Origin of the sequence: Nocardia sp. NPDC051911 (assembly GCF_040681035.1) — a bacterium.
GTDB lineage: Bacteria > Actinomycetota > Actinomycetes > Mycobacteriales > Mycobacteriaceae > Nocardia > Nocardia sichangensis.
This window is the reverse complement of sequence record NZ_JBFAXY010000006.1, coordinates 121,165-135,042: the sequence shown is the minus strand read 5'-3', so window position 1 is coordinate 135,042 and position 13,878 is coordinate 121,165. Positions and strand designations below refer to the sequence as shown.

The 13,878-nt window shown below is 67.3% G+C and carries 11 protein-coding genes; 7 read left to right on the top strand and 4 right to left on the bottom strand.

Annotated features, from left to right (window positions below; genetic code table 11):
• Positions 1-266 precede the first annotated feature (266 nt).
• Positions 267-710 (top strand): DUF4254 domain-containing protein, encoded by a 444-nt coding sequence (locus AB0L97_RS09695; RefSeq protein ID WP_356961367.1) that lies wholly within the window; start codon positions 267-269, stop codon positions 708-710.
• On the opposite strand, the gene AB0L97_RS09690 is transcribed toward AB0L97_RS09695, so the two are convergent.
• The 3 genes from AB0L97_RS09690 to AB0L97_RS09680 all read right to left on the bottom strand — a co-directional run bounded on the left by AB0L97_RS09690 (position 711) and on the right by AB0L97_RS09680 (position 3,662).
• Positions 711-1,208 carry a hypothetical protein gene (locus AB0L97_RS09690; protein ID WP_364427068.1) on the bottom strand — a complete coding sequence of 166 codons (498 nt, stop codon included), beginning with the start codon at positions 1,206-1,208 and terminating at the stop codon, positions 711-713.
• Positions 1,209-1,301: 93 nt separating this feature from the next.
• Positions 1,302-2,690 carry an APC family permease gene (locus tag AB0L97_RS09685; protein ID WP_364427065.1) on the bottom strand — a complete coding sequence of 463 codons (1,389 nt, stop codon included), beginning with the start codon at positions 2,688-2,690 and terminating at the stop codon, positions 1,302-1,304.
• Between the two features lie 102 nt (positions 2,691-2,792).
• Positions 2,793-3,662: a helix-turn-helix transcriptional regulator gene (locus tag AB0L97_RS09680; RefSeq protein ID WP_355070013.1), complete on the bottom strand. Its 870-nt coding sequence runs from the start codon at positions 3,660-3,662 to the stop codon at positions 2,793-2,795.
• Positions 3,663-4,236: 574 nt separating this feature from the next.
• Here AB0L97_RS09680 and AB0L97_RS09675 point away from each other — a divergent pair.
• The 3 genes from AB0L97_RS09675 to AB0L97_RS09665 all read left to right on the top strand — a co-directional run bounded on the left by AB0L97_RS09675 (position 4,237) and on the right by AB0L97_RS09665 (position 7,722).
• The gene (locus tag AB0L97_RS09675) at positions 4,237-4,908 is read left to right on the top strand and encodes a PAS and ANTAR domain-containing protein (RefSeq protein WP_356962435.1); all 672 of its coding nucleotides are present in this window, start codon (positions 4,237-4,239) and stop codon (positions 4,906-4,908) included.
• Positions 4,909-5,213: 305 nt separating this feature from the next.
• Positions 5,214-6,329, top strand: a complete 1,116-nt coding sequence (locus tag AB0L97_RS09670; protein WP_364427061.1) for a terpene synthase family protein — start codon at positions 5,214-5,216, stop codon at positions 6,327-6,329.
• A gap of 115 nt (positions 6,330-6,444) precedes the next feature.
• On the top strand, positions 6,445-7,722 hold the full coding sequence (locus tag AB0L97_RS09665; RefSeq protein ID WP_364427058.1) for a diguanylate cyclase: 1,278 nt from the start codon (positions 6,445-6,447) through the stop codon (positions 7,720-7,722).
• Between the two features lie 114 nt (positions 7,723-7,836).
• Here the strand turns inward: AB0L97_RS09665 and AB0L97_RS09660 are convergent, their stop codons facing one another.
• A complete protein-coding gene (locus AB0L97_RS09660; protein WP_364427055.1) occupies positions 7,837-11,259 on the bottom strand; it encodes a protein kinase in 3,423 nt (1,140 codons plus the stop codon).
• Between the two features lie 279 nt (positions 11,260-11,538).
• Between AB0L97_RS09660 and AB0L97_RS09655 the strand changes: the two genes are divergently transcribed.
• The 3 genes from AB0L97_RS09655 (at position 11,539) to AB0L97_RS09645 (ending at position 13,744) form a co-directional block, all read left to right on the top strand.
• The gene (locus AB0L97_RS09655; protein ID WP_356961373.1) at positions 11,539-12,354 is read left to right on the top strand and encodes an amidohydrolase family protein; all 816 of its coding nucleotides are present in this window, start codon (positions 11,539-11,541) and stop codon (positions 12,352-12,354) included.
• 93 nt (positions 12,355-12,447) lie between these two features.
• Positions 12,448-12,828 (top strand): DUF1304 domain-containing protein, encoded by a 381-nt coding sequence (locus tag AB0L97_RS09650; protein ID WP_356961375.1) that lies wholly within the window; start codon positions 12,448-12,450, stop codon positions 12,826-12,828.
• Between the two features lie 472 nt (positions 12,829-13,300).
• On the top strand, positions 13,301-13,744 hold the full coding sequence (locus AB0L97_RS09645; RefSeq protein ID WP_364427050.1) for a DUF4254 domain-containing protein: 444 nt from the start codon (positions 13,301-13,303) through the stop codon (positions 13,742-13,744).
• Positions 13,745-13,878 lie beyond the last annotated feature (134 nt).

Genomic DNA, 13,878 nt, shown 5'->3' with positions numbered 1-13,878 from the left:
AGGAGATATGGCTCTATCGTCGAAAAACGCAAGGTCACTGGATATTTGCCAAAGCTTTGGAGGGTGGTGTGTGACCGGATAAATCGGTCAATGGGCGTGTCGCGTGCGCGGAAGTGATCGAATTCGACGCGACCCGGGCCACTCTCGGTCACGCTGGGCATATGTGGATGTTCGGGCAGTGCCGGGACACCGGCGAGGCAAGGCATCGCGGGCGCGACCGAGACGCGTCCACGCTGGTCGGAATGGGGGTCCGGAGAATGGAACAGGTGTCCGAGGCCCGGGTGATTCCGGGCAAAGAACTCCTGCTGGCTGCCTTCCGGGGCTTGCCGCACATGGATCATCCGATGCTGGAAGCGGCCGGAGAACTGGCTCAGCTGCACCAGACACGCGAACGCACTCCCGCGAGCCGGTGCGACAAACTCGACCGGCGTCGAGTGCAGCTCGTGCGCGGCATCGACCGCTGGGTCACCCTGGCGACGCCGATCCCGCCGCCGGCCGCGCCCGAACACGCCGAGACCGTGGGCCACATCGTCGACCGGCTGGCCATGCTGGCCGCTCAGGCGTTCGTGGCGCTGGCGCACGCGCCGGAATCGGTCTTCTACGACGCATGGGTCCGAATCGACGAATTGGCCGACGGTTACCAGGATCTCATCGACGACCTGCGTGCCGGAGCCAGACGACTACCCGACGGGCGTTACGACCGCTGGTAGCTACCGACCTCGCCCGAACAGCCGGAACGAGCGGCGGCGCCGACGTGGCAGAGTCGCGTACACCATGGTCATGTCGGCGAAGACCTCCGCCTCCCGCTCGCGATCGACGCCGAACTCGGCACGGCCGAGGACGTGGTCGATCGATTGCGGCGAAATCGAGGGCAGGACGACGGCCAACGAGGGCGGCAACGGATCGCCGCGTTCTTGGTCGTTGTGGTGACCCAAGAGCATGTGACCGATCTCGTGCAAGATGACGTGATCGGCGTTGCGGCCGGTCGCCGCGGCGTCGTAGACGATGATGTCGTCGTGCTTGCGTGCCACCCACAAGCCGCCTCCGCCGCAACCCATGTCCGCCAACATCGCCTTGGGCACCGGATGCAGGCTGATCGAGCGTCCGCGATGGGCGGCCACCGCGGCCAGGTAAGCGGTCAGATTCCACGGGTTTGGGAGGGGCACGGTCCGGGTGGCATCGCCGAAACGGGCTTCCATGCTGGTCATCGGCGCCCACCTTACCCATCGGTCGGCGACTAGTCATCTGCGGAATCCGGGCATACCGACAAAAGGTGATCCGCGGCGGGACAACGCGATCGGTCACTCAGCGGATGACCCGCTGTCCAAGGGTTGTGCCCGCATGGCCCGAATGGCCAGGTAGTTCAGGCCCCACAGTGCGACCCCGATGGCCAGCAGCACGCCGGCGATGGCGTACTGCGCCGGATTGCGGTCGGTGAAGGGTGTGACGAGAAAGCCGCAGCTGAGCGCGCCGACGACCGGCAGCGGCGTCGGCGTCTTGAAGTGCTTGTGCGACACAGTGTCTCGGCGCAACACCAGCACCGCGACGTTGACCACCGTGAACACCGCCAGCAGAAGCAGGGCCGTGGTGCCACCGAGTTCGGGTACCTCGCCGACGAACAGGATCAACCCCAGCGCGAGCAGCGTGGTGAAGACGATGGCGGTGACGGGCGTCCGGCGCCGCTGGTGCACGCGGCCGAACGGCCGGGGCAACACGCCTTGACGGGCCATGCCGTAGATCAGTCGGCTGGCCATCAGCATGTTGATCAGCGCCGAATTGGCGACGGCGAACATGGTGATGTAGGCGAAGATGTGGGTCGGGAAGCTCGGCGCGCCGACCTGGACCACTTTGAGTAGCGGCGTGTCGCCTTCGCCGAGTTGGTCTGCGGGCACGAGTGCGACCGCGCTGATCGATACCAGCACGTAGATGAGCCCGGTGATGATCAGTCCCGCGAGCAGCACCTTCGGGAAGATGCGGGTGGGCTCCTTGCACTCCTCGGCCATGTTCACCGAGTCCTCGAAACCGACCATCGCGTAGAACGCGAGCGTGGTGGCCACGATGACGCCGCCGACCGCGTTGCGCTCCCCGGTGTCGAATTCGACGATGCGGGAGAAGTCGCCGTCGCCAACGCCCAATGCCCAGCAGCCGATCCCGATGACGATCAGCAGCCCGGTCAGCTCCACACAGGTGAGCACCACGTTGAGCTTGACACCCTCGCTCACCCCGCGCAGGTTGATCGCCGCCACCACGGCCATGAACAGCAGCGCGATCACCGTCACCGCGGTGCCGCTGCCGAGATCCGGATCGAAGGCCTCGGCGAAGTTGGCCGCGAAAGCCCGCGAGGCCGTGGACGCGGAAGTGATGCCGGAACTCATCACCGCGAAAGCGACCATGAACGTGAGGAAGTGGATGCCGAACGCTTTGTGCGTGTAGAGGGCCGCACCCGCGGCGTGCGGGTACTTGGTGACCAGCTCCAGATAGCTGAGACCGGTGATGAGCGCGACCAGGAACGCCACCAGGAAGGGCACCCAGACCGCCCCGCCGACTTCGTTGGCCACCTTGCCGGTGAGCGCGTAGATGCCGGTGCCGAGGATGTCGCCGACGACGAACAACAAGAGCAATCCCGGCCCCATTACCCGTTTGAGTTCGGGCCCGGAGTCGGACGGCGGATCGGCTGTGACTTCGGACATGCGTCCTCCCCTCGGCAGTAGGGCGAGGGTACCCATTCCGATACGGAATAGTCGTGCACCGGGCCGTATTTCGCCTGGATTTCACCTGCCAGGGGCGGGCTGCTAGCCCTCCCGATCCATCTGCCCCGCGGCCTCCACGATCATGGCCGCGGAGTCGCGCGGGCTCAGCGCCATGGCGCGCAGCTGGTCGAAGATCACGCCGAAGCGACGGATCTCGGAGTGGCCCTCGATCAGCTCGTCACCCGCGATGCCCTCCACATAGACCAGCTCGGGATCGGCGGGGTCGGGGAAGTCCAACAAGGTGAACGAACCCGCCATGCCGGGGTGCGCGCCCGCGTCGAACGGCAGGATCTGCAGGATCACGTTCTTGCGCTTGATCTCTTGCAGCAGTCGCTCGAGCTGCCCCCGCATCACCGCGGGCCCGCCGACGGTGCGGCGGATGGCGGCCTCGTCCAGGACGACCCAGAGTTCGAGCGGGTCGTCCTTGGTCAGGTTGACGGCGCGATCCATCCTCGCCTTCGCCCTACTCTCCATGACCGACGCCTCCAGCTTCGGCATGGAGGTGTCGATCACGGCGGTGGCGTACTCGTAGGTCTGCAAAAGGCCTGGAATGAAAGAGGTTTGGTAGTGCCGCGCGGACAACGCCTCGGACTCGAAATTGATGTAGGCGGCGTAGACCTCCGACACGCTGCCCTCGTAGGCGCGTGACATGCCGGGCTTCAGCGCGTCGGACAGCAGCTCCAGCGCGTCCTCGCGCTGCTCGTCGCCGATGCGGTAGAGGTCGAGCATCGCCATGAGGGTGCGCCGCTGCGGCCGCGCCTGCGCGGTCTCGATCCGGTACAGCGTGGTGACGTTGATCCCGGTCTTCGCGCTGACCTCTTCTTTGCTGAGCTGAGCGTTCTCGCGCATCTCGTGCAGCATCGCCGCCAGCCGCCGCAACCGGACGGTCAGTACGGTGCGCTTGCCTGCCATCAGTCCAACCCCTTCGGTGTGCGCACTTGCTGGAACGTGTTCTGACGTTCGACCTCGAATGCGGCCTGCGTGCAGCGGATCTGTGCCTGGTGTGGGCACAGCAACAGAGACTACCTCCCGTGATGCACCTTATGGTCGGTGTTTTCGTGTGCGTTTACGGCCGCTGGGCGATATCGCGGGGCGAACCGGACCGACCGCTCGGTTGCGGGGGTATGTGGAGACTCGCCGAACTGTGCGGAGCCGCTTTCCGGGCGGTGGGAACGCCACGCTCGAACGTGATCGCCGGACGACGCCGCGCGTCCGGGCGGGCCGGGAGAGGCCCGGCTGCCGCGCCTGGGCGACGCAACGCGGCCGGTGTGGATTCCGGCTCGGGGCGTGGGCAACAGCGCTGACCGCCCGGCATCACGCCCATTGCGGATTAATTGCCAATGCATTCATACATATGAACTAAGTCCATAGTGTCGAGCTAGAGAGCCTTTTCTTGATGATGCCGAAAGTTTGCCACAATTTGGTTTCATCTCGTGTTCCCGGCCGTGGCCCTCGGGCGCCGATGGATAATGACCGCGTGACGAGGATGGACGACCTCGCGCTGAGAAGCGCCTCCGCGATCGAGAGCGTCATCGCGGGCACGCCGCAGAGCGTGGGCAGCTTCCGCTTCTGGTTCGAGGATCAGCGATGGGAATGGTCGGACGCGGCGGCCGCGATATACGGCTACACCGAGGGGAGTGCGCGACCCAGTACGGAGCTGTTGCTGGCGCACAAGCATCCCGACGACCGCGCTCTCGTCGCCGAGTCCATCGCCTCCGCCGTGCGAACCGGTGAGCCGTTCTGCGGACGTCACCGCGTCATCGACACCGCCGGGCGCACCCATCACGTCATCGTCGTCGCCGATCGCATGCTCGACGACCAGGAGTCGGTGGTCGGCACCGCGGGCTATTTCATCGACGTGTCCGGCACACTCGAGGAGAACCGGCAGGAGATCCTCGACGACACGCTGCCCGAACTGGTGCAATCACGGGCGGTGATCGAGCAGGCCAAGGGTGTGCTCATGGTGGTCTACGGCATCAACGCCGAACAGGCCTTCCGGGTGCTGCAATGGCGCTCCCAGGAAACCAACATCAAGTTGCGGACCCTGGCGCAACAACTGGTCGGCGAGGTTCCCGCGATGGGTGGCGGTCCCGCGGCGCAACGGGCGCGCTTCGACCATCTGCTGCTGACCATGCACGACGTCCTGGCGTCGAAGTGAGCGCCGTGCCGGTGACCGATACCCGATAGGCGGCCCTACGGGGAGGTCGCGTCCGGCGACATCGGCACCGGAGCACCCTGCGCGTCCCGTACCGGCCGCTTGCCTCCATGCGCCATGTCGACTCTCGAGCCGTGGCGCCGCGCTGCGGACCGAGCTCCCGTTTGCCGCGGTGTCGCCGTCGAATACGCGATGCGCCAATGCCATTCAGGGCGCGAGTGTTGCGTGATCTTCGCCCTTCGACCGGTCCCACTACCGATAAGTCGGAGACAATTCATTAGAAGTAACCATAGTGGGAGGGAGTCGTTGTGGTCAGTGAGTACACATCGGCACTCGAGCGGGAGATCGTCGACATGCGCGGGCAACACGAGATGTTGCTGCGGACCGGGCGGCAGTGGTCGTTGCGCGCGATGTTCGGCACACCCGACTGGGACATCATCGACTACTGCCGCGACTTCCGGCCCAATCGGTTCGGGGAGCAAGCCTGTGCGGAGGTGGAACGTTTCTGCCGCGAGCACGGCATCTGGCTCGAGCCCGCGGGCCCGCACTACAACAGCATGACGCCCTATCTGCACCCCGGCGCCGTCAGCGCCGAGCGGATGACGATCATCGGCCTGTACAACGCGATCCTGTTCTGGCTCAACGACACTGTCGGCCGGGAGAAGTTCGGGCACCTCGGCGACGACGAACAGCGACAGGCGCGGGTGGCGATCGATCGGCTGTGCGCGCTCCTGTGCACAGGGTCGGCTCCGGCGGACGCCACCCCGTTGGAGACCTCGACCTCGGCGTTCCTCACGATGCTGTCCGCCCGCGCGGACGCGGACTGGCTCGATCGGTTCATCGAAGCCACCGTCGCGCACCTGCGGCCCGCGATCCAGGACCAGAACGCCCGGGCGCGCGGCGGGTTGCTCAGCGTCGCGGAGTACATCGATCTGCGGGCTCAGGTCTCGGGTATGTACCCGGCGATCGCGCTGTGCGAGTTCGGCCGGGACGACTATCTGCCCTGGGAGCTGATCCGGCGGACGGGGCTGGCCGGGGACCTCCTCCGGCTGCGGGTGCTGACCGTCGAGATCGGCGCGTTGATGAACGACGTGTTCTCCTTCGAGAAGGAGTGCATCGTCGATCTGGCGGATTTCAACTTGATTCCCGCGGTGTTGCTGAACCACCCCGGATACTCGCTGGAGGACGCCGTGCGGGGCGCCACGGAGATCGTGCGCGCGCGCCTGGCCGAGTTCCGGGAACTGTGTGCGGTCGCCACCGAACGGTGCGACCGACTGGCAGCGGTGGACGCCGCCTTGGCGTCCACCGTCGCGACCCACCTCGCCGATCTGGTCGCCTGCGTCCAGGCGACCTGGGTCTGGCAGGTGAAGACTCTGCGGTACAAGGGGGCGTCGATCTTCCGGGAGAACGGGTTGCAGTTATAGCTCCACTCTCACCATTCCTGGGAATGCTTCCAGGCGGCAGTACTCGACGGTCTCGAACATGTGTGGATACGATGCGTCGGGGGCTATCTCCGGCCTGAATGGTGAGGGGGTTGCGGTGGAACAGATCGAACTCGCCAGGATGGCGAACATGTGGTGGCGCGCTCTGCAGGCCGTCGCCGGTGGGTCCGCGTCTGTACCGGACCCCGAGCTCGCGCTACTCGGGATGGTCGAGGAGCTGGCTTCCGGCTTGGAAGCCGAACCCTTCGACGCGAGCGTCGGCAGGCGTGTCGGCGCGTCGCTGGCCTCCGCGGGACTCGACGACCCGGCCGTGCCCAGTACGTCGGCCCAGGTCCTGTACGGGCTGGCCGAACAGGCGACGGCTCCGGAGGCCGGCCGACGGCTCGCGGCGCTGCTCGCGGAGGTCGGTCAGGGATACGAAGCCCAGCGGCGCGCGAACGAGGACGCGCACCGATCCGATGACGAGCGGTTCCGTGTGGTGTTCGACAACGCAGCGATCGCGATCGCCATCGGTGACACCGACGGTACGTTGCTGGATGTCAACCGGGGTCTGGCCGAGATGATCGGAGTCCCGGTGGAAAGCTTGCGCGGGGTGTCGGTCTACGACTTCGCGCACCCCAACGACCGCGAGGGCATCCGCACGCTGGTGTACGAGAAACTGGTCCCGGCCGGTGCGGGCACGGTGAAACTGGAACAGCGCATCCGGCGCGCCGACGACAGCTACGGGTGGGCGTCGTTCGCCATCACCTTCGTCAAGGGCGCGGAGGGGCAGAGCGATTACCTGCTCGCGGTCGGCGAGGACGTCACCGAACAGCACCGGATGCGCGAGGAACTGCACCGGCAGGCCCGGCACGATCCGCTCACCGGACTGCCGAACCGGCGGCATCTCATCGAACGGATCGACGCGATGATCGACGAGGCGCGCAACGGGGATCGGGCGGGATTGTGTTTCGTCGACATCGACCGCTTCAAGCACGTCAACGACCGCTACGGCCACGGCACAGGTGACCAGATATTGACCGCGGTCGCCGGACGCCTGCAGGACAGTGTGCGCGGATCCGGGTGTCTGGTCGCCCGCATCGGCGGGGACGAGTTCGTCGCGCTGATCCCCCCGCCCGCCAGCGATCACCGGGTGGCCACGGTGGCGAACAGCCTGCTCGAGGCGCTTGTCGACCCGATCACGGCCGGTGACCGGCGACTACGCATGTCGATCAGCATCGGCGCGGTCGTCACCGCGGTCGCGGGCGCGGACGCCGAATCACTGCTCGACGCGGCCGACACCGGCCTCTACCGGGCGAAGGCCGACGGCAAGGGCCGGTGGGTGTTGCACATTCTGGACACCGACACTTCGCTCGGTCCGCAACCGGTGTTGTGAGCAGCGGAAGCGAGCCACCGCCCGTCGCGCGTAACTTCGCGGCCGAGCGATGTCCGGCGTCCGCGTTCGAGCAGAGGTATCGCGGCGGGTGGCGACTCAGGCGGCCGATGGCGCTCAGCGGGCCAGCAACCTGCGCAGAAACGCGGGCGGGATCATCGGTCGTTCCTCGTCCCAGAGGCCTTCGCGCAGGTCGTAGTCCAAGCTGTGCAGCAACGACATGATCCAGGGGCCCTCGTCGAGCAGCGGCCGGATGAGACCGGCATCGGCGTACCGGACCACCACCGGGGCCAGCTCGTCCTTGGCCGCTTCGGTCTTTCCCGCCGCCGCGAGGCAGGAGGCGAGCAGCAGCGATGCCTGTGCCGCGGCGCGGGGACGTCGATCGGGGTCGATCGAATCCCGCAGCTGACGGGCGCGCGTGGACGCGGCGGTCACCCTTTTGGCGGCCCCCGAACGCAGCAGCATGCGGATAGCGGAGTCCTCACGCATTTCCGCGGCCATCGTGGCGATACCGCCCTCTCCGGCCGGAGGTTCGGTGACGTAGGTGGCCGTCAGGCCCAGCCGGACCTGCTCGTTGGCCACGCGGGTGGCCAGGCGCGGCAGCTTCATGGCCCGCGCCAACTCGGCGCCTTCGTCCAGCCGTCGCGCGGCGGCGGCCAGGTCACCGCGCAGGGCTTTGATCCGCGCGCCGGTGGCGTAGTTGGCCATCAGCAGGTCGACCGGGCCGCCCTCGGTGCCGAGCCTGCCCGCTTCGTCCAGCAGGCGCTCGGCCGCGGCGAGCTGGTCGCGTTCGTAGAGCAGCTCGCCGAGCAGGGCGCCGGCCAAGCGAGCGGCATAAGACCGCGGGCCCGACGAGGTGGTGGATATCTCGACCGCCGTGCGGAAGCTGTGTTCCGCCGTGGCGATGTCGAGTTGTTCCCTGGCCGCGATGCCGACCAGGCAGTGGCTGTACATCAAGGTGAACGTGCTGCGGTTCTTGCGATAGAAGGGGGTGGCCCAGTCGTTCCACTCCCGTGCCCGCTCGTAGTCGAACTTGGTGATCGCGGAAAACGCTGCGAGGTTGGCGGCCGCGCACAGCGCCCACGGCCCCAACGTGTCGGCCCGGGCCAGGCATTTGCCGACCACGGCGTCCAGTCCTTCCGGGTGGTCGCCGAAGGCGCGCTCCACGCTCTCGATGAGGTCGGCTTCGAGCGCGACATCGGGATCTGCGGCGGGCTCGTTCTCCAGCGACGCCCGTACCAGCCGTAACGCGGCATGCAGTTCGGTGGGCCGCCGCAGCAGCACGTGCGTCCAGGCGACACCGACCTGAAGCATGGGGCGGCTGGCGGCGATGCCGGGCGGGAGCTTGTCGAGCAGTCCCAGGAACGTGGCGAGCTGCCCGTCCTGCACCAGAGCGCGGGATTTCGCCTCGAGGAGGTCTGCGGCCATGTCGCCGTCGTCGGCGGCCAGCGCGTGGTCGATGGCCTCGCTGAGCATCCTGTTGTCGCCGAACCACGAGGCTGCCTTGCAATGCAGTTCGCGCACGCGCTCGGGATGGTCGCGCTCGAGGCGCTGGCGCAAGAACTCCGCGAACAGATGGTGGTAGCGGAACCATTCGCCGCCTTCGTCGACGCGGCGCAGGAACAGGTTACGGCGTTCGAGATTCTCGAGGAGGGCCTGCCCGTGCGGGTCCCCGGTCAGCGCCGTGGCGAGGCCGCCGGAGATCCGTTCGGGAAGCGAGGTGGCGAGCAGGACCTCGCGCAGTTCGGGCTCGACGGTGTCGAGCACGTTCTCGGCCAGGTACTCCGCGATGGCGTGATGACGCCCGGACAGGTGGGCGATCAGCGAGGCCGGATCGGGATGCTCACGCAGCGACAGCGAGGCCAGCTGCAAGGCCGCCGCCCAGCCCTCGGTGTAGTCGCGCAGCTCGGCGCTCTCGGTGTCGGCCAGGGTGAGACCGGTCTGCTCGGTGAGGAAGGCCCGCGCCTCCCCGGCATCGAAACGCAATGCGGCGGCGTCGATTTCGACGAGTTGGTGACGAACGCGCAGGGTGCCGAGCGGCAGGCCCTCCAGCGATCGGCTGGTCAGGATGATCTGCAGGTGCCGCGGCCCCTGGTCGATCAGGTAGAGCAGGGCATCGACCGCGGCGGGGTCGGTGATCCGGTCCCAGTCGTCGATCACCAGGGCGAACCGCTCGTCGCGTTCGTCGATGGCGTTGATCAGCGTGGTGAGCACGTAGCGCGCTGCGCTGGTGTCGCCCTCTTCGAGGACCGGGGCAAGGCCGGGCGCCAGCGCGGGGCTCACGCGGTTGAACGCCTCGATCAGGTGGGTCAGCAACCACACCACGTTGTTGTCGTCGCGGTCGACGTTCAACCAGGCCACGGCCACTTTCTCGGTGTCGGCGAGACGCTTGGCCCACTGGGCCGCCAGCGTGCTCTTGCCGAACCCGGCCGGGGCGTGGATGACGGCGAGGCGGGGCCGCGGCTCGGTCTGCAACGCGTCGATGAGGCGCTCGCGCTGGACCAGCGGCCGGGTGGACATCGCCGGGCGGAACTTGGTCTCGGGTGTCGGCGGCGTCTTGGGGTGGGGAGTGGGAAAACGCGCTGTGGCGGTGAGCGGCCGCGTGCTGAGGTCTTCGGGCGCGGGCTGCTCGCCGGTGGGCAGGGTCATGTGCTCGACCGGCATGTCGTTACCGCGCTGGATCTCGCGCAACATCTCGCCGAAGGCGGCGGCCGAGGGCGGGCGATCCGCGGGATTGTGCGCCATGCTGGCCTCGATGGCGGCCGCGACCTCGTCGGGGATGCCGTCGAGCCGCAGGTCCGGCAGCGGATCGGCGGAGATGCGCAGGAACTGCGCGACGATCTGCTCACCGGAACGTCGCTCGTAGGCCGCGTGGCCGGTGATCATGGCGAACAGCGTCGCGCCGAGCCCGTAGACGTCCGAGGCGACGGACGGAACGCCGGAGCGCAGCACCTCCGGGGCGGTGAACGCGGGCGAGCCGGTCACCACTCCCGTGGTGGTCTCGAAACCACCTTCGACGCGGGCGATCCCGAAATCGGTCAGTTGCGGCTCGCCGTAGTCGGTGAGCAGGACGTTCCCCGGTTTGATGTCGCGGTGCAAGATCCCGGCCCGGTGCGCGGTCTCCAGAGCGCCCGCCAGCTTGACGGTGATCCCGATCGCCTCGGGCAACGGCAGAAAGCCTTCCCGGCGGATACGGTTCTCCAGCGAACCGTGTGAGTGATACGGCATCACCAAGTAGGGGCGTCCGCTGCGGGTGGTGCCCACTTGGAGGATCGGCACGATGTTCGGATGCCCGGACAGGGCGCCCATGGCCTGCTGCTCGCGCAGGAATCGCTCGACGTTCTCCGGCTCCAGATCCGGCCGGGCGGTGAGGACCTTGACCGCGACGCTGCGGTTCAACGCCCGCTGCCTGCAGCGGTAGACGACGCCGAACCCGCCTTTGCCGATCACTTCGGGGTCGTCGAGACCCGCGCCCTCCAGTTCCCGCTCGATACCTGGAGGTCGATCGTGCTGTGTGGCGAACGGGTCCGAACCTGCCATGGCCCTGCTCTTGTCGGCTGTCTGTGGTCCTGCGGTAGATACCCAGTTTATGCCCAGCGAACCCTTTCCCTGGTTATTACGGCTGATATAGACCATGAGGTGGGAAGGGTATTATCGTCGGTTTCGGGGGCGGGCGCGGTGTGGCTGACGTGACTCGGCAATATCTGTACGTCGCGATGGAAGTCGCTGTCTCGCACCGTTTGTCGCGAAAGTACCTTTCCGCGACATACGTCGTAGCGGGGGTGTCCGGGGCGCTATGACGTATGTCAGAATCCGCGCATGACCATCGACGTCTGGGCGCAGCATCCGACTCGGCGATTCCTCGCCCACGACATGTTCGCCTCGCTGCGGCGGTGGACCGGGGCCGTTATACCGACCGACGAGATCCCGCTGTCGTTCACTCTCGATGCGATGGATGCCGCAGGCGTCGACCGAGCGCTCATCTCGGCGTGGCACGCGCCGGAAGGCGTCCTCATCTCCAACGACGAGGTCGCGGCCTGGGCGGCCGAGGCGCCGGAGCGCCTGCTCCCCATCGCGTCGGTGGATCTGCGCAGGCCGATGGACGCGGTACGGGAGCTGCGCCGCCGCGTGGACCAGGGCTTCAAGGGGCTGCGGGTGCTCCCGTGGCTGTGGGAAGTGCCCCCGACCGATCGGCGCTTCTATCCGTTGTTCGCCGCGTGCGTCGATGCGGGAATCCCGTTCTGCACGCAGGTCGGGCACACGGGACCGTTGCGGCCGTCGGAAACCGGGCGCCCCATCCCGTACATCGATCAGGTCGCGCTCGACTTCCCGGAGCTGACGATCGTCTGCGGGCATATCGGCTATCCGTGGACCGAGGAGATGATCGCGGTCGCGCGCAAGCACGAGAACGTCGTCATCGATACCTCGGCGTACACGACGAAACGCCTTCCCGCGGAACTGGTGTCGTACCTGAAGTCCGGTAGCGGCCGCCGCAAGGTGTTGTTCGGTACGAATTATCCGATGATCTTCCCGCAGCACGCGCTCGACGGCCTCGCCGCGCTCGGCCTGGACGACGAGACTCGCGAGCTGTACCTGGGCGGCAATGCCCGACGCGTTTTCGGACTGGCCGGTTGACCGACTAGCGCGGCGGCGTGTCGGCGGTGTGTTGCGCGGCGTTCCGCGGCTGGGGGCCATAGGATTCCCCGGCGCGCATCGTGAGGAGGTCGAATGCTCTGGGTCGTACAGGTGTTCGCCGTCGCGGCCGCCCTACTCCATGTCGGCATCTTCGTCATGGAGTCCGTGCGGTTCGGCGACCCCAAGGTGTACCAGGGGGTATTCCGGGTTTCCGGAGCCGAACTGCCCGCGGCGCGGCCGTGGGCGTTCAATCAGGGTTTCTACAACCTGTTCCTCGCGGTGACGACACTGGTCGGCGTGGCCATCCTGCGGACGGTGCCCGCGGCGGGATGGGCGCTGGTGCTCGCCGGCTGCGGATCGATGCTGGCCGCGGCGGTGGTGCTGGTGGCGCACGACCGCCGGTTCGCCAGGGGCGCGGTGGTGCAGGGCGCCTTGCCCGCGCTGACGTTGCTCGCCGCCGTGACCCAGCTGTGAACGTGGCCGCGTAGTCGGGCCAGCGGCTGAGGATCGGTGCGACGCTTCGGTATCGGCGCGCGTGGCAAGGCGACCGCGAGGGGCTTCCCACGTCGTAAGGAAGATCGACAGCGCACTGTCGGCTACCGAACGTGCACAGCAGTGGGCGAATTCGTGTGCACGGGCCGGCGACCGGCCGAGCGGGCGGCCGGAAATGGGGAACGAGTGGTGGTGCTCGTCAGCGCCGACCGGCGCCGGAAGCGCTCGATCGGTGAGCCGAAAAAGGTTGCGACCGGTCTGCTCTGGGCCTCCGCGCGCCGTATGGAGCCCTTGACCGCAGAAATGCAGACGCAATCTTGCGTTCTTGCATCTGTACGTGCATGATCCAGCTAGCCTAGTTGTGACAACCCATCCGATGGCCGGGATAACCGAATCGAGAGCCAATTATGTTGGTACAAAGAGCGTTGGGGTCGGGTCAACTCGGAGTGCGGCGGTGAGCGCGCCGACGGTCGGCGCCTTACCGACCGCGCCGCAATTGCTGTGCGCTTTCCAGGGACGGCGTTTCCAAGACCGGGAACTGCTGCGGTCCGCACACGCACTCGCCGAGCTGCACCAGCGCCGCGCGCAGGTGGTGGACGCCGCACTCATCGCCGAAATCGACTGCCGGCGACTCGAACTGGTCGACGACATCAACGACTGGGTCGCGCAGGAGATCCCGCAGCATCGCAACGGCGCGTCGTTGCACACCGAAAGCCTCGGCGCCGTGGTGGACCGGATGGCGCGTAGCTGGGTGGATGCCAATCAGGTCATCCACATCGAGGGCGGGCGCAGCGACAATACCCATAAACATTGGTACCAACTGGCCGAGCTCGTCGACGGGTACACTGACCTGGTAACCGACGTGGCCGGTGGCCGCCGCCGTTTGCCCGAACAATGAGTTCGTCGCGACGGTGATCTCGTCCGCGGTAGTGACACTGCCCCGCAGCGTCACTCGTCCGAATGGCGACGTCCCGGCGCCGAGTCCCATGGCCGGCGGCTCCAGCCGGGCGCTCATGTCGCCGGCACAGTGAC